This window comes from Nocardiopsis gilva YIM 90087 (assembly GCF_002263495.1).
In the GTDB taxonomy this organism is placed as follows: Bacteria; Actinomycetota; Actinomycetes; order Streptosporangiales; family Streptosporangiaceae; genus Nocardiopsis_C; species Nocardiopsis_C gilva.
This window is the reverse complement of the sequence record NZ_CP022753.1, coordinates 1836985-1857486: the sequence shown is the minus strand read 5'-3', so window position 1 is coordinate 1857486 and position 20502 is coordinate 1836985. Positions and strand designations below refer to the sequence as shown.

Below are 20502 nucleotides of genomic sequence, written 5' to 3'. Positions count from 1 at the left end.
GCGATGAAACCCCTTGACCCCCGGCTCGTGCGCACCGCGCGGGCGGTCCGGGTACACCTGGTCGTCACCGTGGTCAGCGGGCTGGCGATCACCGCCCTGATCCTCGCCCAGGCGTGGCTGCTGGCGCACATCATCGCCGGAGCGGCAGCGGGGTCGGGCTCGCGGGACCTGGCGTGGGCGATCACGGCCGTCGCTGCGGTCGCGGTCGCCCGTGCGGCCCTGTCCTACGGCGCCGAGACGGCCGCGCTGCGCTCGGCGGCGCGCGCCAAGTCGCAGCTGCGCCGCCGCCTCGTCGCCCACGTGACGGGGACCGACACAAGTACAGACACACGCGCCGACGCGACCACGGCCGGCGCACAGGGTTCGGGGCCGGTCTGGTTGTCAGGGCAGGCCGGAACCGATCAGGGGGCGGGCACTCCCCGCGCCGGTGAACTGGTCACACTCGCCACTCGTGGCCTCGACGCGCTGGATGACTACTTCGCCCGGTATCTTCCGCAGCTGGTGCTGGCGGTGCTCGTCCCCCTCGCCGTCCTTGTCGTCGTGTTCGGCGCCGACATGCTCTCGGGCGTCATCATCGCGGTGACGCTGCCGCTCATCCCGATCTTCATGGCGCTGGTCGGCTGGCACACCCAGGCGCGTACCGAGCGGCAGTGGAAGCTGCTCAACCGGCTGGGCGGCCACTTCCTCGACGTCGTGGAGGGCCTGCCCACGCTCGCGATCTTCCGCCGCGCCAAAGCCCAGGCTGAGATCATCCGGCGGATCACCGACGAGCACCGCCGCACCACCATGTCCACGCTGCGCGTGGCGTTCCTGTCGGCGCTGGTGCTGGAGCTGCTGGCCACGCTCTCGGTCGCGCTGGTCGCGGTGGAGATCGGCATCCGGCTGATGTACGGGATGCTCGACTATCAGACCGCTCTGATGGTGCTGATCCTGGCGCCGGAGGCCTACCTGCCGCTGCGCGAGGTGGGGGCGCGCTTCCACGCCAGCATGGAGGGCGTCGCCGCGGCGGATCAGGTGTTCACCGAGCTCGACCGGGGCGGCCCCGGACCGGGAGCAGCGGCGCCGCGCCCTGCCGCCCTCGCACCCTCCGGCCCCGTACGGATCCTCCTGGACGGGGTGAGCCTGCGCTACCCGGACCGGGACGTGCCCGCCCTGTGCGACGTCGACCTGCGCATCGAGCCCGGGCGCCGCCTGCTGCTCACCGGCCCCAGCGGCTCGGGCAAGAGCTCCCTGCTCGCGCTGCTGCTCCGCTTCACCGAACCCACCGGCGGAACGATCCAGGTGCACGACGACCGCGAGGGGTGGGCCCCGCTGGCCGACATCCCCGCCGACGCGTGGCGGCGGCGCATCGCCTGGGTGCCCCAGCACCCCTACCTCTTCGACGCCACTGTCGCCGAGAACATCGCCCTCGGCGCGCCCGAGGCCGACCGCGACGAGGTGCGGCGCGCCGCCCGCCTCGCCGAGGCCGACGCGTTCATCGAAGCACTGCCCGATGGCTACGGCACCCGCCTGGGCGAGCGCGGCGCCCGGCTCTCCGCCGGGCAGCGCCAGCGCATCGCGCTGGCCCGAGCGTTCCTGCGCGACGCGCCCATCGTGCTGCTCGACGAACCCACCGCGCACCTCGATCCGGACAACGCCGCGGCCGTGCGCACCGCCGTGGCGCGCCTGCTGGCGGGCCGCACCGGCGTCATCGTCGCGCACGACACCGGATGGGCCGACCTCGTGGACGACGTGGTCCGCGTCGAGGCAGGCCGAATCCACGGCGAACTGGAGGCCCAGTCATGACCGCCGAGACCGCCCGTGCCGGACGCGACCCGCTGTGGCGGATGATCGCGCTGGCGTGGCCGCGCGGGGGGCGCTTCGCGCTGGGGGTGCTGCTGGGCGCCGTGGCGACGGGCGCGGGGGTGGCGCTGCTGAGCGTCGCCGCGTGGCTGCTGGCCACAGCCGCCGAGCACCCGCCGATCACCGCCCTCAGCGTCGCGGTCGTGGCCACACGCGCCCTAGGCGTCACGCGCGGCCTCGCTCGCTACCTGGAGCGGCTGGTCACGCACGATGCCGCGTTCCGGACACTGGCCGACGTGCGGGTACGGGTCTATGAGCGGCTCGCCCGCACCGAGCCGGTCCGCCGGTTCCGCTCCGGCGACCTGGTCTCCCGGCTGGTCAGCGACACCGACGCCACCCAGGACCTGCTGATCCGGGGGCTGACCCCGCCGCTGATCGCCGTCCTGACCGGAGGGGCGGTGGTGGCGCTGTGCACCGCTCTGCTGGTCCCGGGCGGCCTGCTACTCGCCGCCGGGCTGCTGCTCGCCGGGCTGGCCGTTCCGCTGATGGCCGCCGCACTGGGCCGTGGTCCCGGCCGACGCCAGGCAGCGGCGCGCGGTGATCTGTCCACGGCGCTCGTCGACACGCTGTACGGGGCGCCGGACCTCATCGCCTACGGGGCCATGGACCAGGCCGTGCGGCGGGTCGAGGAGGCCGACGCCGAACTCACCCGCGTGGCGCGCCGCGACTCCGCCCTGCTCGGCTTCGGTGCCGGGGCCACAGCGCTGATCACCGGGCTGACCGTGTGGGGCGCGCTGGTGCTGGGGGTCGCGGCCGTCGAGGGCGGCACGCTCGACGCCGTCTCGCTGGCCGTCCTGGTGCTGACCACGCTGGCCGCATTCGAGATCGTGGCCCCGCTCCCGGCCGTGGCCGCCCGCCTGGGCGCCATCCGGGCCAGCGGGGAGCGGCTGTTCGGCGTGCTGGACACCCCGCCGTCGGTCACCGCCCCGGAGCCGGACGCCACCGCCGACCGGCCCCTCTCCGACGGCGCCCCTGAGGACACCGGGCTGCGCATCCGCTCGCTGCGCGTGCGCTACGGCCCGGACGAGCCCTGGGCGCTGGACGGTGTGGACATCGACATCGCGCCCGGACGGACGGTCGCGGTGTTGGGCCCGAGCGGGGCCGGGAAGAGCACGCTGGCCGCCGTCCTGCTGCGGTTCCGCGACCCCGACGCCGGGATGGTCGAGCTCGGCGGCGCCGACATCACCCGTTTCCCCGTGGACGAGGTGCGCGGGGTGATCACCGGGGTGCCGCAGGATCCGCACATCTTCGCCAGCACGCTGCGCGAGAACCTGCGGCTGGCCCGGCCCGGCTGCACCGACGAGGAGCTCTGGGCGGCCCTGCGCCGCGCCCGGCTCGCCCACGAGGTCGAGGCCATGCCGCGGGGGCTGGACACCGAGGTCGGCTCGCACGGGACGCGGCTCAGCGGAGGCATGCGGCAGCGCCTGGCCCTGGCCCGCGCACTGCTGGCGGCGCCACGCGTGCTCGTCCTCGACGAGCCCACGGCCCACCTGGACCCCGACACCCGCGACGCGGTCGTCACCGACCTGCTCGACGCGGCGGAGGGATACTCGACCCTGCTGATCACACACGACCTGGCGGGCCTGGACCGGGTGGACGAGATCTACGTGGTCGCCGAAGGCCGGGTGCTGCAACACGGATCCCCGGCCGAGCTGGCCGCGCGGGAGGGCTGGTACCGCGACGCCCTCGGGGTGCCGTGAACGCTCACAGCGCTACGGGCGCCGACCCGAAGGCCCCGGAGAACCGCTCGCACCAGATGACGACGTTGGTCATGTCGTCGGTTGAACTGCCCTCAGGGGTCACAGGAGTTTGCGGAGCTCGTCCGCGCTGATCCCGGCCTGGCTGAGGATCGATGCCATGGTGCCACGCTTGATCTCCTTGTGCAGTGGCACAATGACGCGCCGATTGCCTCTTCGCAGCTTCACATGGTCGCCACGGGTACTGACCTGTGTGTACCCGATCTTCTCTAGGGCGCGTACGACCTTCTGGCCTGATGTGATCGGCAGATGAGAAGGGCTCACGCGGACAAACGTACATCGACGGACGTGACGAAGCCGGGTTCATCGGGAGTATCCACCGGAAGTTCTTCGTCTTCGAAGTACAGCTCGAGGGCCTCTCTCAGGTTCGCGACGGCTTCCTCAATGGTCTCGCCTTGCGAGGCGACCTCGACGTCGACGGCCCGCGCGACGTACCCGCCCAGCTCGGAGTCCGGGGTGATGGTCGCGGTCAGACGCAGGATGCGTTCCATGTGGTTAATCGTAGCTACTGTAGCTACACATTTCCGCTGCACCGCCACGTCCAGGGCGACGCGGCCACTCATGTGCCCCAGCAGTTAACCGAAACCCCACCCTCCGGCACTTCTCATGCGATGATTGTCAGCTCACGGGCCGTGCACTGTCGGTGAAGAAATGTCGTCCGCCGGACATAAGGTCAATTGGCCGCGCCCCCATCTGGGTAATGCATCCCTGGGGCTTGTCCCCGGAGCAAGGTCCCTGAGAGGGCGCTGCGGGCGGTTGAGGCCTCTGCCGGGGTAGGACGGGCCCCGGCAGGGTCCTGAGTCGCTTCCGGCCGGACCTCAGGCTCGCGCCGAGCGCTCGGGGGTGTTCGCGGGCGTCGCGGCGGGCGCCGCGGGGGCGATGCGCCCGGTACGCGAGGCCCAGCGCTCGAAGATGACGGTGCCGAACGGCGGCACGCTCGCCACCAGCGCGAGCACCCCCGTCAGCAGGTTCCAGCCGAGCCGGTGCCACGCCAGCAGCGTGATGGCGACGTAGACGATGAACGCGACCCCGTGCACCGGGCCGAAGATCTGCACACCGATCTCGTTGTGCACGACCACGTACTTGAAGAACATCCCGATCAGCAGCGCTGCCCAGGTGACGGCCTCGGCGGCGGCGATGGCGCGGAACGCGGTCAGGATCCGTCGGGTGGACACGAGAGACACAGGGGCTCCTGTTCGGTGGGGACGTCGTGGAAAAGCGTGCGGGGCGCGAGTCGCCCGTACCAGTGTGGGGCGGGCGTCGGGGCGCCGGTCACGGGGGTCGGGGCACAGGGATGTCCGTGCGGGATGACCTCCAGGTTCTCCAGAGAGAGTATCCGAAAACAACCCTTGCGATTCGTTCGTCGCCGGATGCCCGGTTTCGTCCTGCAACGACACGATCACACCCGTCGAAGGCGGTTTGCGGCACGGCCCGCAGCATCGGCGCGCGGCCACCACGGCACCGGAGAAGCGCCCGCCCAGCACCGAGTGGCGGGTTTCGGCCCACACCTATGCGGGCTTTCGGACATCGAAGCTCCGTAGAGATCCGCAGGTCAGCACCACCCACCGAAATCACTCGAAAAAATCTTCGAAAACACCTGTGGAAAACCGCTCTGACCTACTGATATATCGACCGGTTCAGCTTCACCGACCAGGTGTGCAATCGGCCGTCGCGCGGCGTTTGCCGGAATTCGGCCACGAGCATGCCTGATATGAGACGCGCTGGTTGGCCCCCAACCTCTTCCCCACGCGACTTCCCACGTCACGACAGCACCCGGAGGAACACAGGACGTGCCCAAGCTCGCGATTTCCCCGAACCTCCTCACCGAATTCTCCCGTCTCGACACCGGAATCCAGGCCGCGGCCCTGACGGCGGTTCAGGCCTATCTCGACGGCAATGGCGAGCCCCTCGAACCCCTCACCGAGGCGATCGATCCCCGTGTCCGCCTGCTGCACATCGGCCCCGGCTGGTCCGGTGTCGTCACCCTCGCCGCCGACGGCGGCGACTGCCTCGTCGCGATCCGGCCGCACGACGAGGCCATCGGCTACGCCCGCGAGTTCACTCCCACCGACGTCCCCGAGCTGGCACTCGCCGACCCGCACCGCTCCCCCGCGCCCGCGCACCCCGGGCTGCCTGAGGTGACCGGCCCCGACGAGCTCGCCCTCGACCGGCCGTTCGAGGACTGGCAAATCACCCTGCACCCCAACCAGCACCGCGTCGTCGACGCGCACTTCGCCGGATCCGCGCAGATCACCGGCGGCCCCGGCACCGGGAAGACCGTGCTCGCCCTGCACCGCGCCGCCCACCTGGCCACGCGCGACGCCGCCCGCTTCCCCGGCGAGGAGCGGCACACTATTCTGCTCACCACCTTCAACCGACTGCTCGCCCAACGGCTCTCCAGCCGCCTCGACCGGCTCCTCCCCGACCCTGAGGTGCGCGGCCGAGTGGAGGTCGCGACCGTGGACAGCCTGGCCCGCGGCGTCGTCTACGAGCACACCGGCCGTATCCCCGAGGCGGTCGGCAAAGAGGCGCTGAGCGAGCGCTGGCGCGAGTCGGCCTGGGCCGACGGCATCCCCTTCTCCGGCCGGTTCCTCGCCGACGAATGGGAGCAGGTGATCCTCGCCCAGAACATCACCACGATGCCGGCCTACATCCGCTGCGAACGCAGCGGCCGGGTGCTGCACCTGGCGCCCGAGCACCGCGGCCACGTGTGGGACACGATCCAGCGCTACACGGCGGCCATGCGCGTCACCGGCGAGTGGTCCTACCCCCAGATCGCGCTGGAGGCGGCGCGGCTGCTGCGCCGCTCGGGGACGCGCTACCGGCACGTGATCGTCGACGAGTCCCAGGACCTGCACCCGGCGCAGTGGCGGATGCTGCGTGCGGCCGTTCCCGACGGCCCCGACGACCTGTTCATCGTGGGCGACCCGCACCAGCGCATCTACGACAACCGCGTCTCGCTCGCCTCGCTCGGCATCAACGTGCGCGGGCGCAGCCACCGGCTGCGCGTCAGCTACCGGGTCACCCAGGAGATCCTGAACTGGGCGATGCCGATGCTGGGCCGTCCGACCGCCATCGGCATGGACGACAACGCCGACACCCTGGTGGGCTACCGCTCGCTGCTGCACGGCACCGATCCGGTGCTGCGCGGGTGCACCGACCGCAACGAGGAGCGGGCCGCGCTGGGCGAGTGGGTGCGGGTCTGGCTGGAGGCGGGCGTGAACCCGTCGTCGATCGCGGTGGCCGGGCGCAACCACTGGATCGTCCGCAGCATCGGCAAGGAACTCCAGGCCCGGGGAATCCCGACCGCGCCGCTGGACTCGGCGGAGAGCATCCGGGCCGTACGCGTGGGCACCCTGCACGCGCTGAAGGGGCAGGAGTTCCGGTGCGTGGCGGTCATCGGGATGAGCGAGCCGCTGCTGCCGCCGAAGGCCGCGCTCGACTCCGCCGAGGGTGACCCCGTCGCCCTGGAGCAGATCCACCAGCAGGAGCGCAACCTCCTCTTCGTGGCGTGCACGCGGGCCCGCGACGCGCTGTACGTCTCCTACGTGGGTGCGCCCAGCCGACTGCTGCCCAGCAGCGTCGAGGAACAGGTCCAGCCCGCCTGACCGCAACAGGCACGCCGGCGCTGAGCGCCCGCCCCGCGGGCGCTCAGCCCGTGTTCGGGCCGAAGTGGTTGCGGAGCCCGTCGATGGTGATGGTCCCGGCCTGGGCCAGTGGGCGGTCGACCTTGAGGTCGGTGACGACCATGTAAGGCAGCAGGAGCGGGGGCGGGAAGTCGGGAGTGAAGACGACCTTGATGCCGAGGATGCGCGCCTCCAGCCGGGTCACGTGCAGCACGACATCGCCCGACAGCTCCATGGAGGGCAGCGTGAGTGTCTTGCGGGCGTCCTCGCCGAAGAGTGCCCACAGCTCGCCGTCGCGCAGCTGGCCCCGGCTCATGGAGATCTTCAGGTAGCGCTCGGGGCCGTTGGTGGTGGGGTACTCGACGACGCCGTCGAACCGTGCCCCGCTCATGGTGAAGCGCTCAGCGGAGAGCCCCGACTCGGCGACGGCGGCGGTAAAGCGGTCGTCGCCCTGCCGAACCTGGACGTCCGGGGACTCTCCGCGCTCGCGGGCGGCCTCGCAGGCGCCCACGGCCTCCAGGAACTCGTCCTCGCTCTGGGCGATCGACGCGTCTCCCTGCTCGATCCGGCATTCGGCGTCCTGGTTCCGCGCGTCGCCGTCGCCCTTGTCCGGGTCGGCGTCCTCGTTGGTGCCGTCGTCACCGTCGTCCGCCCCCGGTCCCTGTTCGCCCGGGCCATCGTCGCCGGTCGGTGGGGAGTCCCCCTCCCCCAGGGAAGGTGCGGGGGAGGGGGACGGCGAGGACGGCGCGGGTGTGGGGCGCGGGGAGGGCGCCTCCTCCTGGCCGCCGCCGGGCAGGAACCAGTCCCAGGGCCAGGACTTCGGAGGGGGCGCGGCTCCGGGGAGGGCCAGCGCGAGGGCGATGGGCAGGGCCGCCATGGCGCGCAGGTCCCCGCCGCGCGTCCCGTCGTCGTCACCTGCCCGCACCTCGTCGGCTTTCCCGTCGCGCCGGTCGTCGGCCGGTGCCGCGTGCCGGGCGCGGCGTCCGCACGCGGGGTCCCAGGCGATCAGCATCGCCCCGCCGACGATGCCGAGCAGCATGCCGATGACGAACCCGCCGAAGTTGGAGGCCAGGAAGGAGGCCAGGGAGAGGAGGGTGGCGGTGACGCCGAAGAAGACGCGGTGCTGGGGCTGCACCCAGACCAGCACGCCGAGGCTGATGAGCACCAGCCCGATCAGGTACCCGGCGATACCCGCGATTCCGGCGTAGATGACCAGGTCAAGCGGGAGGATCAGGGACTGCGCGGCGGGGGCGACGAGGAGCTCCACGCCTGCGGCGAGCACCAGCGCCCCGCCCCAGAACGGGCGGGAGCAACGCCAGTCGCGAAACCCGCTTCGGCTCATCCGCAGGGGCCTGCGCTCGCGGGTCGGCCTCCAGGCCAGTGCCCGCACCCGCGCCCACGTTCCCGGCCCGCGCTCGGTGTCGGCCATGGGACTAGAAGCACTCGTGGTTGCCGGGCTGCACGCCGAGGTTGAGCCCGGCGAGCTTCAGCGTTCCGGCATTGACCGACCAGGCGGTGAGCTCGAGGTCGTCGATCACGGCGCCGTCGGACTGCAGGCCGAACGCCCCGGCCGGGCCCTTGGGGCCGGAGACCTTGTCGAGTGTGCTGGCGTCGCGCCCGATCTCGATGGTCTCGAAGGTCGCGTTGCCGTCGAGCTGTTCGACGTCGACCACCATCGAGGAGGCTTCGACGGGCTTGTCCTCGCCGGCGGTGATGAGCAGGGTCGCCTCACCGATCGGCAGATCGACCAGCGAGGACATGCACAGGTTGTCCAGTTCGGCGCTGTTGATCAGGGACAGGCCCACGGGCCGCGACGTTTCGTCCACCGAGGTGGCGACGTCGCCGTACTGGGCGAAGCCCTGGCCCCTCAGGGAGTCGGCGGAGAGTTTGAAGCTGTCGCCGGAGACGGCGAAGGAGGCGGCGAGCATTCCCTGGGTCGTCATCCCGCCGAGGATTCCGGCCGCCGCCAGGCCGGGGATGAGCGCAAGCCCGAACCTGCGCCAGCGGGTGCCGCCTTCGGTGGCTTGGGGAGTGGACTCGGGGGTGGAGTCGTCGGACATGAGGCTCTCCTCCTTTGTCCCGCACCGCAGGTGGTCGGCGGTGCCGGGGGGATGGGGGTGTTGCGCCGCGTGATGCCCCGGGGGTTATATGGACCACACCTACTCGGAAGTAGGTGACGAACATTACAATAGCGAATGTCACACTTCCAAGTGCCACTTTTTATCCGCCTGTAACAGATTCGTCGCAATCTGCGATTACCCCCCGTAACCCGCACCTAATCCGACGCGCTGAGAGGTGTCCGCACGTGCCCACCGCGAGGAACCGATCACAGACCCACACGTCCGAAACAGAAGCCGGGTTCGACTACGACGTCCTTGTCATCGGTTCCGGATTCGGCGGGTCGGTCAGCGCGCTGCGCCTCAGCGAGAAGGGCTACCGCGTCGCGGTCCTGGAGGCCGGGCGGCGCTACACCACCGAGACCCTGCCGAAGAACTCCTGGGACCTGAAGAACTTCCTGTGGGCCCCCGCGCTGGGCATGTTCGGCATCCAGCGCATCCACCTGCTGCGCGACGTGATGATCCTGGCCGGCGCCGGGGTGGGCGGCGGCTCGCTCAACTACGCCAACACGCTCTACGAACCGCTCGACGACTTCTTCGCCGACCCGCAGTGGCGGGACATCACCGACTGGCGCTCCGAGCTCGCTCCCTACTACGACCAGGCGAAACGCATGCTGGGGGTGCGCACCAACCCGACCATGACCCCGCACGACGTCCACCTGAAGCAGGTCGCCGAGGACATGGGGGTGGGGCACACCTTCCAGCTCGCGCCCGTGGGGGTGCACTTCGGCGACGGGCGCGACGGCTCCGCCGAGGCGGCGGCCGAGCCGGGCAGCGTCGTCGCCGACCCCTACTTCGGCGGGGCGGGGCCCAAGCGGCGGGCGTGCATCGAGTGCGGCGAGTGCATGACCGGCTGCCGACACGGCGCCAAGAACATGCTCACCGAGAACTACCTGTACTTCGCCGAGCGCAAGGGCGCCGTCATCCACGCGATGACGACGGTCGAGCGACTGCGCGAGCGCCCGGCCGAGCGCGGCGGAGGCTATGCGGTCGACACCCTGGTGACGGGGGCGCCGCGCACGCGACAGAACGCGCGCACGCTCACCGCGCGCCAGGTCGTCGTCGCCGCCGGAACCTATGGCACGCAGCGCCTCCTGCACGCCATGCGCGACCAGCGGATGCTCCCCCGGATCTCCGACCGGCTCGGCACGCTGACCCGCACCAACTCCGAGGCCATCAACGGGGCGATGACCCGCAGCCTCGACCCGCCCGAGGACTTCAGCCGCGGCGTGGCCATCACGTCCTCCATCCACCCCGACGGGCGCACCCACGTGGAGCCGGTGCGCTACGGCAAGGGCTCCAACGCCATGGGGATGCTCGCCACCATCCAGGTCCCCGGCGGCGGGCGCGCCACCCGCTGGATGAAGTTCCTCCTCCAGGCGGCGCGGCACCCCTACGTCTTCGCCCGCAGCCTGTCGGTGCGCCGGTTCTCCGAGCGCAGCATCATCGGGCTGATCATGCAGTCCCTGGACAACTCGCTGACCACCTACACCAAGCGCGGACTGCTCGGCCGCCGGGTGCTGACCTCACGGCAGGGCCACGGCGAGCCGAACCCGACCTGGATCCCGGAGGGCCAGGACGTGATGAACCGGCTCGCCGAACGCATCGACGGGTTCCCCGGCAGCTCGTTGGGCGAGGTGTTCAACATCCCTTTGACTGCGCACTTCCTGGGCGGCTGCCCGATCGGCGCGACCGCCGACGAGGGTGTGGTGGACCCCTACCACCGGCTGTTCGGACACCCCGGTGTGCACGTGGTCGACGGGTCCGCGGTCACCGCCAACCTCGGGGTCAACCCCTCCCTGACCATCACCGCGCAGGCCGAGCGGGCGATGTCGTTCTGGCCGAACAAGGGAGAGACCGACCCCCGCCCGGCGCCGGGCGCGCCCTACCGCCGCGTGGACCCCGTCCACCCCGCCGACCCGGCCGTGCCGGCGGGCGCCTTCGCCGAGCTGCGCTTCGGCCGCAGCCTGCCCCTGGAGGTGGTGGACTCGGCCGCCGACAGCACCGACTAGACGGCCGCACGGAGCGGCGGCCGACCGTCCTAGGAGGCCGGACGCTGCTCCGTCTCCACGCCTTCCGCGCCCTCCCCGGCCTCGGCCAGCCGTTCGGCTCCCAGGTGCTCCAGGACATCGGCGAAGTGCTCGCCCATCGCGTCGTTCAGGTGACAGGCCATGGACTTGGCGAGCATCGCGTCCACGGCGGCCTGCGCGAGCGGGCGCAGTCGGCGGACCAGCTCGGCGGCCTCGGCGACGTCGCTTCCGGCGAGGATGCCCTCGGGAGCGTGCTGGGCGAGAATGTGCTCGGCCACGGTGTGCACCAGCTCGCCCGCCGCCACATCGACGCGTCCCCACAGCCGTTCGGCGATATCGAGCACCGTGGACACCCGCATGCCCGCCGCGACGAGTTCGGCGCCCGCGTTGAGCAGGCGCGGGCTGGGCACGCGGAACCGGATGCCCTCGCGTTCCAGTAGGCCGAGGCGGAGGGCGCGGGCGATGTTGGGCGGGGTGATCTCGCCGTTGAACAGGTCACTGAGCTCGGCGATGGTGATGTAGGTGGGGATCTCGTCCGACCACGGGTCGCCGACGGCCGACTCGAAGCCGAGGATGTCGTTGAGGTCGCCGCCGCGCTCCCACACCGAGACGAGCTCACTGATGTTGGCGAAGGTGTAGCCGCGTTTCAGGAGCTGGCCGATCAGCCGCAGTCGGGCCAGGTGCGCCTCGGTGTAGATGCCCACGCGCCCCTCCTTGCGCGGCGGGGAGAGCAACCCGCGGTCCTGGTACACGCGGACGTTGCGCACGGTGGTCTCGGCGAGCCGGGCGAGCTCATCGATGCGGTATTCGGCCATGGGCTCCACCCTATGGACCGCGGGCCGCGCGCGCTCGCCCCTCAAGCGGGGCGATCCGAACCGCCACCCGACCGAAACCTCCCCGCACGTTCGTGAACTTGACCTATTGCATCGTGACAATGGTCATTGTAACGTTCAGCCAGATACGCCGCGTAGAGGAGGTCACATATGCCCGACGCGACATCGCGGAGTCTGAAGACGCTGCGCACCCTCGACGGACGCACCGCGATCGTCACCGGGGCGTCCGGCGCCTTCGGCGGCGCGACCGTCCAGGTGCTGCGGCACCTCGGCGCCCGGGTCGTCGGCATCGACCGCAAGACCGACACTGTTGGTGACACCGTTCTCGCCTGCGACATCACCGACGACGACCAGGTGCGCGCGGTCATCCCGGAGGCGATCGAGCGGCTCGGCGGGCGACTCGACCGGCTCATCCACTACGCGGGCGTCGGACCCGCCGTGGACATCGGGGCCGCCCCCGACAGCCACGTGCACGAGGCCCTGGAGGTCAACCTGCTCGGCGCCTGGCGGGTCACCGCCGCCGCGATGCCCGCGCTGCTGCGCCAGCGCGGCCGGGTCATCCTCACCGCCTCCCTCCTCGCCGGGCTCCCGCTGCCGTTCGCCGGGGCCTACACCGTCTCCAAGCGGGCCCTGACCGCCTACGCCGACACCCTGCGCGCCGAGTACGGCACGCACGTCGGCGTCACCACCGTCTACCCCGGCTACGTCGACACCCCCATCCACGACAGCTCGCGGGCCGCGGGCGTCTGCCTGGACGGCCTGGTCCCCGCCGAACGCGTGCGCGACACCGTGATGACCGCTGTCCGCGCCGCCGCCGTCGCCCGCCCGCGCCGCGACCTCGCCTCCACCGACTTCGGCACCGCCGTCCTGCGCTTCACCCGGCGCTGGCCGGGCGTCACCGACCGACTCGCCGCCGCCCAGATCGCCGATCTCGCGCACTCCGGCCACTTCGGCGACGCGGAGATCGCCCGTGGCCTGCACGAACGCCACGGCGCCACTGTCGCGGCCGCCCCCGCGACCACCTGACCGCCCGACGCCCCACGGGAGTACCGCCATGACCGTCCAGGACGAAACCCCAATCACCGACCGAGAAGACATCGCCAAGCGCCTGCTGCGCTCCTCGGCGAAAGCGTCCTTCGACCCGCTGGTGGAGATCGACTGGGACGCCCCCATCGACGAGGACGTCTACGCGATCCGCCCGGAGCGGCTGTCCCTCTACGGCACCGAGCTGTGGGAGCGGCTCACCGAGGAGCAGCGCAAGGAGCTCAGCCGCCACGAGGTCGCCAGCATCGCCAGCATCGGCATCTGGTTCGAGACCATCCTGATGCAGATGCTGGTCCGGCACGCCTACGACCGCGACCCCACCTCCAACCACGTGCAGTACGCCTACACCGAGATCGCCGACGAATGCCGCCACTCGGTCATGTTCGCCAAGATGGTAGGTCGGCTCGGCGCGCCGTACTACCGGCTCGACAGCGTGACGCAGTTCCTCGGCCGGGTCTTCAAGACGATCTCCAACGGGCCGCTGACCTTCGGCGGGGCGCTGTTCGTCGAGGAGATCCTGGACCAGCTGCAGCGTGAGTCCATGGTCGACGAAAGCCTGGAGCCGCTCGTGCGCGCCGTCTCCCGGATCCACGTCGTGGAGGAGGCCCGGCACATGCGCTACGCCCGCGAGGAGTTCGCCCGCATGTGGCAGGGGCGCAACCCCGTGTCCAAGCTCTACAGCAGGATCGTGCTCGGACTGGTCGTCTACTACTCCACGACCCGCCTGATCAACCCCAAGGTCTACGCCGCGGTCGGCCTGAACCCGCGCGAGGCGCGCCGGGCCGCCCGCCGCAACCCACACTGGATCGACACCAAGACCTGGGCCGCGCGCAAGGTCGTGGCGACCCTCGGCGGCGCCGGAGCCATCTCCGGGCCCGGCCGGTACTTCTGGCGCAAGGCCGGGCTGCTGGGCCGCCCGGGGAACAGCGCGACCGCCGCCACGAGTGCGCGGGCCTGACAGACCGCCGGCCCGGAGACCCATGCGCCGGGGGTCCGGGCCGGTTTCCCCCTCCACCCCGGAGCCCGCACGGTCCGGGGCTCCACCCGCCTCCTCCCTCCCTGCTCCCACCTCTGAGAGGAACCGCCGACGTGACCGAACAGGAGACGACGCCCCCGCACTACCGGGTCGCCATCATCGGCACCGGGTTCGCGGGCATCGGCATGGCGGTCCGGCTCAAGCGGGCCGGGCTGAACGACCTGGTGCTGCTGGAACGCGCCGACGACATCGGCGGCACCTGGCGCGACAACACCTACCCGGGCGCCACCTGCGACGTTCCGTCCCACCTCTACTCGTTCTCGTTCGCGCCCAACCCCGAGTGGAGCCGCAGCTTCTCCCCGCAGCCGGAGATCTGGGACTACCTGCGGCGGGTGGCCAAGGACGAGGACGTGGTCCGGCACGTCCGGTTCAACCACGAGGTGACGGCGGCCCACTGGGAGCCGGAGGCCAACCGCTGGCGCGTGGAGAGCACCGGTGGGACGATCACCGCGCAGTTCCTGGTGAGCGGGTCCGGAGCGCTGGCCGACCCGGCCACGCCGGACATCCCCGGGCTGGACGCGTTCGAGGGCACGGTCTTCCACTCCGCCACCTGGAACCACGACCACGACCTGACCGGGCGCCGCGTCGCCGTGATCGGCACGGGCGCCTCAGCCATCCAGTTCGTGCCGCAGATCCAGCCCAGGGTCGGCGCCCTGCACCTGTTCCAGCGCACCCCGCCGTGGATCGTCCCGCGGACCGACCGGGACATCACCCGCGCCGAGCACTGGCTGTTCCACCGCCTGCCCGTCACGCAGCAGATCGCGCGCAAGAGCATCTACTGGGCGCGCGAGAACTACGTGTTCGGGTTCGTGAAGAACCCGCGGCTGATGAAGCTCGTCGCCAAGCTGGCCACCGCGCACATGAAGCGCCAGGTCAAGGATGCTGAGCTGCGGACCAAGCTGACGCCCACCTACCTGCCCGGCTGCAAGCGCATCCTGATCTCCAACGACTACTACCCCGCACTGACCCAGCCCAACGTCTCGGTCGTCACCGACGGCATCGCCGAGGTCCGGCCGCGGTCGATCGTCACCCGCGACGGCACCGAGCGCGAGGTCGACACGATCATCTTCGGCACCGGCTTCCACGTCACCGACATCCCCGTCGCCAAGCGCGTGTACGACGGGAACGGCGTCTCGCTGGCGCGGCACTGGGGTGGGAACGGCGAGGACGCCCAGGCGCTGCGCGGCACCACCGTCGCCGGGTTCCCGAACCTGTTCATCCTGGCCGGCCCGAACACCGGACCGGGACACACCTCCCAGGTCTTCCTGATCGAGTCGCAGATCAACTACGCGATGGCCGCGCTGCGCTACGCCTGCCGCAACCGGATCGACCGGATCGACCCGCGCGCCGACGCGCAGGCCGCCTACTGCGCGCGGGTGGACCGCAAGATGCGCACGACGGTGTGGGTCACCGGTGGCTGCGACAGCTGGTACCTGAACTCCGCGGGCCGCAACACGACCCTGTGGCCCGGCTTCTCCTGGGAGTTCGCGCTCCAGACCCGCCGCTTCGACGCGCACAACTACCACCTGCGCAAACAGGCGGCGGTGCGCCGATGAGCGGCATGGGCGACGAGGAAGAGGAGTACCGGGGAGCGGTCACCCTCCTCATCCTCAGCGAGGGAGGCGAACCCGCCACGGTCGCCCTGGACGCGCATCTCGCCGGGCACTTCGACCCGCTGACCGGTGCCTACCGGTGGGTGGGGCGGCTGTCCCCCGACCCGGCGGTCACCAGCGCGTTCGAGCAGGGACGCACCGAGGTCGTCGTGCGCGCGGCCGACGGCCGCGAGGGGCGGGGCAGCCTGGGCGAGCCCAACGTCTGGGGCGGCCACACGGTCACCGGGACCGGCACACCCCCGTTCGCCGTCCCCGAAGTGGATCCGGACGACGGGGACACCTGAGACTCGCACCGGGCGGTCGGATCGTTAATAGGCAAAAGGGGACCGCCGGCCGCCCGGTGCGACCCTTCCCCCGCGGCCCGGCCGGCAGCGGAGGGGGTGCTCACCAGGAGTCCTCCATGCGGAAGAACGCGGCGCCGACGTGCTCGGTGCTCAGTCCCGCGTAGCCGGGCTTGATGACCCCGTCGATCAGCTCCAAGCGCTCGTCGTGCCCGATGAACGCCGACTTCATCGCGTTCACCGTGAACCAGCGCAGGGTGTCCAGGCCGTAGTCGAAGGCCTCGACGAGCCGGGTGAACTCCCCGGTCATCGATGTGCCGTCGAGCAGCCGGTTGTCGGTGTTGACGGTGACGCGGAAGCGCAGCCGCCGCAGCACGTCCACCGGGTGCTCGGAGATGTCGCGGACCGCGCCGGTGCTGACGCTCGACGTGGGGCAGAGTTCCAGCGGAATCCGCTTGTCGCGCACATAGGCGGCGAGCTGGCCGAGCTTGGCGGAGCCGTCGTCGGCCACGGCGATGTCGTCGCCGATCCGGACGGCCTGGCCGAGCCGGTCGGCGCCGCACCACTGGATCGCCTCCCAGATGGAGGAGAGGCCGAAGCCCTCGCCCGCGTGGAGGGTGAGGTTGAAGTTCTCCCGCTTGATGTACTCGCAGGCGGAGATGTGCCGCGTGGGCGGGTATCCGGCCTCGGGGCCGGCGATGTCGAAGCCGACCACGCCGTCGTGCCGGTAGCGGACCGCGAGGTCGGCGATCTCGAGGGAGTCGGCGGCCTGGCGCATCGCGGTGAGGAGCAGCCGCACGTCGATGCGGCGGCCGAACAGGCGCGCCTTGGCGGTGCCGACCCGCACGCCCTCCAGGACCGCGTCGACGACCTGCTCGCGGGTCAGGCCCTCGCGCGTGTGCTGCTCCGGGGCGACCTTCACCTCGGCGTAGACGACGCCGTCCTCGGCGAGGTCCTGGACGCACTCGGTGGCTACACGGCTCAGGGCCGGGGCGGTCTGGAGGAGGTCCAGGACGGGGGTGAACCGGGCCAGATGGCCCTCCTGGGTGCGGACAACGTCGCCCGAGGTCGGGGCGGTGAACCAGGCGCGCAGCCGCTCGGGATCGGTCTCGGGAAGGCCCTGGTAGCCGGCCTGTGCGGCGAGATCGAGCAGCGTGGCCGGGCGCACCCCGCCGTCGAGGTGGTCGTGCAGCAGCACCTTGGGCAGGCGCCGGATGGTGTCGGTACCGAGTCGAGTCATCGTCCTCCTCATCAAGGAACGTGGATAAATTTCCGAGAGTCTAGACGATGTGGGCCGTTCTCGGCACACCGAGACGCTGTGACCCCACTCTCCCCCGAGATCTTCGTACCCGGCACGGCCAGCGCTTCCACGTCGGCGGTACCTCACACCCCCGTAGCCGAACTCACAGCCGGGACGGAGTCCCCGTCGGCATCACATGCTCGGAGACCTCCGAACGCACCTGCTGCAGGCGCGCCTGGGCGGCGCGGCGCAGCTTGCGCAGGCACTCCACGGCGGTGGTGTCGTCGCCCACCAAGCCTCCCTTGGTCACGATGGGGGCGCCGTCGAGCGGGCCGCCGCTCAGCGTGCCGTGGACCGTCAGCGGGACGACCTCCCCGCCGACCGCGAGCGCGTGGACGCCGAGCTCGTCGAGGAGGCTGGAGGTCACGTCGGCGCCGACGAGGTAGAGGCCGCTGGGAAGCGCATGCGCCCCGGCGTCGGCGGCGACGTCGTGGATCACGTCGGCGACGAGTTCGGCCAGGCGCTGGGGCAGGTGGCGCCGGGCCTCCACGGGGGCCGCGGGGGCCGGGGGGACACCCTCGCGCTCCTGCGGGGCGGTGCCGCGCAGGATGACGACTTCGGGGAAGATCGCCGAGGTGAGGTGGTCGGTGAGGGTGCGTGCCACGTCGTCGAAGTGGTCGTCCTTGGGGTCGGCGAGGCGGGCCGGTTCGAAGTCGACGAACCGGGCCGGACCGATGCGGGCCACAGTGTCGAGCTGGCGGGAGGTGAGGCCGGTGCTGCTTCCGGAGACGGCCAGCAGCGGGCCGGGGGAACCCGCCTGGCCGCGCAGGCGCAGCGCGTAGGCGAGCAGGGTGCTGGTCGGCCCCGGGTCCACGGCGACCCAGACTGTGCCGTCGCGGCGGTGGGCCTCGGCGGCGGCCTCGGCGATGTCCTCCAGGTGGCGGTCCTCCAGCGCGTCGCACAGGACGATGGGCTCCTCGCCGGTCATCAGGTCGGCGGTGAGCAGGGTCCGGGTGACCTGGCGGATGGGGACGTGGCGGACGGGGAGGTCGGTCTGCCAGCCGAGGATGGCGGTGACGTCGGCGGTGGTCATCGGGCTGAACGGGTCGGTGGCCAGCTCGGTGTGGTCGATCGGGACACCGTTGAGGAGCTGGACGCCGTCGACGGTGATGCGGCCGGATGCGGGGAACGCGGGCACCATCAGCGCCCGGACCGGCGTTTCCGGGGGGACTCTCTCGCGCACCGAGCGCCATGCGGCCTCGACTTCGGCGCCGACGTTGCCGCGCAGCGTGGTGTCGGTGCGCTTGACGATCAGGCCGACGGGCCAGACCGCCTCGATGACGTCGGTGACGAGGTCGGACGCCTGCTCGGGGGGCAGGTGGCGGCTGTCGAGGTTGGCGACGACGACGTCGTACTCGTCGGCGACCGCGCTCACGTGCTCGGGAGTCACGGTGGCCACTCGCATCCCGGTGCGCGCGAAACGTGCACCGGTGGCGGTCGCGCCGGTGAGATCGTCTGCCACGACGAGGACCTGGACCACGGCGGGGCTCCTAGATGTCAATCATGTTTCATGGGTCGGTCAACCCCAACATAAAGGGAACCGCCCATGCGGGCCCAGGTCATGAGTTAGATCGTGATCAGGCGCGGACGCTGCGTACACGCAGCCCCAGTCCGGACAGCGCCGCGGCTGCGCACAGGGAGACGACGTAGAGGATGACGGCGCGCCAGCCGAAGTGGTCGTAGAAGAGGCCGCCGAGCCAGCCGAAGAGGCTGGAGCCGACGTAGAAGGCGAGCGTGTAGAGGGCGGCGGCCTGGGCGCGGTTGGCGGCGGAAGCACGGTGGCCGACCCAGGCGGCGGCCGTAGCGTGGGCCGCGAAGAAGGAGAACGTCAGGAGCAGCAGCCCGACGACGATCGCCACCAGCGACGGCAGGAGCAGCACACACACGCCGATCACCATCGCCCCGACGCACGCCAGCAGCACGGGATGCCGCCCCACGCGCTCGGTCACCCGGCCGACGACGGCCGAGCTGAAGGTTCCGGCCAGGTAGGCCACAAAGAGAAAGGCGACCAGCGTCTGGGACAGGTGGAAAGGGGGCCCGGTCAGCCGGAAGCCCAGGTAGTTGTAGACGGTCACGAAGGCACCCATGAGGAAGAGCGCCTGGCAGTAGAGCGCGACGAGGCCGGGATCGGCCACGCCGGTGAGGATGCGCCTGAGCAGGCCGGGCCCGGCTGAGCTGCGCACCCGCGGCGTGAACCCGTTCGCTCGGGGGACGGCGACCAGATAGACGATGAGGGCGACAAGCGCGAGCACGGAATCGGCACCCACGCCCCAGCGCCACCCACCGATGTCGGCGACGGCTCCGGCCACGAGCCGCCCGCTCATCCCTCCGACGCTGTTGCCCGCGATGTAGATCCCGGCTACGCGCCCGAGGTGGGCCGGATCGATCTCCTCGGCGAGGTACGCCATGGCCACGGCCGGAACCCCGCCCAGGGCGGCTCCTTGGAGCGCCCGGAGCAGCAACAGCACCCACAGGTCGGGCGCGAACGGCGCGGCCAGCCCCAGGATGGTCGAGACGGTGAGGGCGACGGTCATGACCCGCACGCGCCCGAAGCGGTCGGCGATGCCACTCCAGACCAGCACGAACCCGGCCAGCCCCGCGGTGGCGAACGAGACGCTGAGCGCGACGCCGGCGGCGGAGGCGTCAAAGCTGTCGGCGAGCCCGGGCAGCACCGCCTGCACGGCATAGAGCTGCGCGAACGTGGCGATCCCGGCGGCGGTCATCGCGATCATCACGCGCCGGTAGCCGGGGGTGCCGACGCGATGTCCAACCCGGTTGTGGGGGCCGTGCCCGGTAAGGGTGTCGCTCACTCGTACGACGTTAGACGTCGGATGTTTCATACGCCCCACCCGGGTCCCCCGAACAGCACAAGGGCCCCCTCCCGCGCCGTGTCGGCCGCCCACAACCCACTGCCCGCGCGGAACCTGACCGAACTCGGCCACGAACTCAGCAGTTCAGAACCGCTCCCCACCGCATCACAGACCTACAAAGCGAAGTGAAGGCCAGCCTGCCGCCCCTCAGGT

General features: G+C 71.3%; 17 protein-coding genes. 8 read left to right on the top strand and 9 right to left on the bottom strand.

Translation table 11 applies throughout. From position 1 onward, the window contains the following. The first annotated feature begins 3 nt into the window (after positions 1-3). Both cydD and cydC read left to right on the top strand, forming a co-directional pair. On the top strand, positions 4-1785 hold the full coding sequence (gene cydD / locus CDO52_RS08740) for a thiol reductant ABC exporter subunit CydD (RefSeq protein ID WP_017617422.1): 1782 nt from the start codon (positions 4-6) through the stop codon (positions 1783-1785). Further along, positions 1782-3542, top strand: coding sequence for a thiol reductant ABC exporter subunit CydC (cydC, locus tag CDO52_RS08735; RefSeq protein WP_094932302.1), 1761 nt, complete (start codon positions 1782-1784; stop codon positions 3540-3542). Before cydD ends, cydC begins: the two co-directional genes overlap by 4 nt. A 99-nt stretch (positions 3543-3641) precedes the next feature. Here cydC and CDO52_RS08730 read toward each other — a convergent pair whose 3' ends face one another. The 3 genes from CDO52_RS08730 to CDO52_RS08720 all read right to left on the bottom strand — a co-directional run bounded on the left by CDO52_RS08730 (position 3642) and on the right by CDO52_RS08720 (position 4783). Then, on the bottom strand, positions 3642-3863 hold the full coding sequence (locus CDO52_RS08730) for a type II toxin-antitoxin system HicA family toxin (protein ID WP_026125545.1): 222 nt from the start codon (positions 3861-3863) through the stop codon (positions 3642-3644). Beyond that, positions 3860-4090 (bottom strand): type II toxin-antitoxin system HicB family antitoxin, encoded by a 231-nt coding sequence (locus CDO52_RS08725; protein ID WP_017617418.1) that lies wholly within the window; start codon positions 4088-4090, stop codon positions 3860-3862. The genes CDO52_RS08730 and CDO52_RS08725 overlap by 4 nt, the downstream gene beginning before the upstream one ends. A gap of 327 nt (positions 4091-4417) precedes the next feature. Beyond that, positions 4418-4783: a DUF3817 domain-containing protein gene (locus CDO52_RS08720; protein ID WP_017617417.1), complete on the bottom strand. Its 366-nt coding sequence runs from the start codon at positions 4781-4783 to the stop codon at positions 4418-4420. A 606-nt stretch (positions 4784-5389) separates the two neighbouring features. On the opposite strand from CDO52_RS08720, the gene CDO52_RS08715 reads away from it, so the two are divergent. Next, positions 5390-7207, top strand: a complete 1818-nt coding sequence (locus CDO52_RS08715) for a UvrD-helicase domain-containing protein (RefSeq protein ID WP_094932301.1) — start codon at positions 5390-5392, stop codon at positions 7205-7207. Positions 7208-7250: 43 nt separating this feature from the next. Here CDO52_RS08715 and CDO52_RS08710 read toward each other — a convergent pair whose 3' ends face one another. Together CDO52_RS08710 and CDO52_RS08705 are read right to left on the bottom strand one after the other, a co-directional pair. Further along, positions 7251-8654 (bottom strand): DUF6114 domain-containing protein, encoded by a 1404-nt coding sequence (locus CDO52_RS08710; RefSeq protein WP_017617415.1) that lies wholly within the window; start codon positions 8652-8654, stop codon positions 7251-7253. 4 nt (positions 8655-8658) lie between these two features. Continuing rightward, positions 8659-9285 carry a DUF6230 family protein gene (locus CDO52_RS08705; protein WP_017617414.1) on the bottom strand — a complete coding sequence of 209 codons (627 nt, stop codon included), beginning with the start codon at positions 9283-9285 and terminating at the stop codon, positions 8659-8661. A gap of 245 nt (positions 9286-9530) precedes the next feature. On the opposite strand from CDO52_RS08705, the gene CDO52_RS08700 reads away from it, so the two are divergent. Continuing rightward, entirely contained in the window at positions 9531-11354 is a 1824-nt protein-coding gene (locus CDO52_RS08700; protein ID WP_094932300.1) for a GMC oxidoreductase, read from the top strand. Positions 11355-11383: 29 nt separating this feature from the next. On the opposite strand, the gene CDO52_RS08695 is transcribed toward CDO52_RS08700, so the two are convergent. Beyond that, positions 11384-12187 carry a MerR family transcriptional regulator gene (locus tag CDO52_RS08695; protein ID WP_017617412.1) on the bottom strand — a complete coding sequence of 268 codons (804 nt, stop codon included), beginning with the start codon at positions 12185-12187 and terminating at the stop codon, positions 11384-11386. Positions 12188-12355: 168 nt separating this feature from the next. On the opposite strand from CDO52_RS08695, the gene CDO52_RS08690 reads away from it, so the two are divergent. The 4 genes from CDO52_RS08690 (at position 12356) to CDO52_RS08675 (ending at position 16182) form a co-directional block, all read left to right on the top strand. After that, positions 12356-13231: an SDR family NAD(P)-dependent oxidoreductase gene (locus CDO52_RS08690; protein WP_017617411.1), complete on the top strand. Its 876-nt coding sequence runs from the start codon at positions 12356-12358 to the stop codon at positions 13229-13231. A gap of 28 nt (positions 13232-13259) precedes the next feature. Continuing rightward, positions 13260-14207: an AurF N-oxygenase family protein gene (locus CDO52_RS08685; RefSeq protein ID WP_017617410.1), complete on the top strand. Its 948-nt coding sequence runs from the start codon at positions 13260-13262 to the stop codon at positions 14205-14207. Between the two features lie 131 nt (positions 14208-14338). After that, the gene (locus tag CDO52_RS08680) at positions 14339-15841 is read left to right on the top strand and encodes a flavin-containing monooxygenase (protein ID WP_017617409.1); all 1503 of its coding nucleotides are present in this window, start codon (positions 14339-14341) and stop codon (positions 15839-15841) included. Then, positions 15838-16182: a DUF4873 domain-containing protein gene (locus CDO52_RS08675; protein WP_026125541.1), complete on the top strand. Its 345-nt coding sequence runs from the start codon at positions 15838-15840 to the stop codon at positions 16180-16182. Before CDO52_RS08680 ends, CDO52_RS08675 begins: the two co-directional genes overlap by 4 nt. A 100-nt stretch (positions 16183-16282) precedes the next feature. On the opposite strand, the gene CDO52_RS08670 is transcribed toward CDO52_RS08675, so the two are convergent. The 3 genes from CDO52_RS08670 to CDO52_RS08660 all read right to left on the bottom strand — a co-directional run bounded on the left by CDO52_RS08670 (position 16283) and on the right by CDO52_RS08660 (position 20289). Continuing rightward, complete coding sequence (locus CDO52_RS08670; RefSeq protein ID WP_017617407.1) at positions 16283-17419, bottom strand: adenosine deaminase; 1137 nt, start codon at positions 17417-17419, stop codon at positions 16283-16285. 163 nt (positions 17420-17582) lie between these two features. Beyond that, complete coding sequence (locus tag CDO52_RS08665) at positions 17583-18959, bottom strand: four-carbon acid sugar kinase family protein (RefSeq protein ID WP_017617406.1); 1377 nt, start codon at positions 18957-18959, stop codon at positions 17583-17585. Positions 18960-19056: 97 nt separating this feature from the next. After that, entirely contained in the window at positions 19057-20289 is a 1233-nt protein-coding gene (locus CDO52_RS08660; protein ID WP_198345838.1) for an MFS transporter, read from the bottom strand. Positions 20290-20502 lie beyond the last annotated feature (213 nt).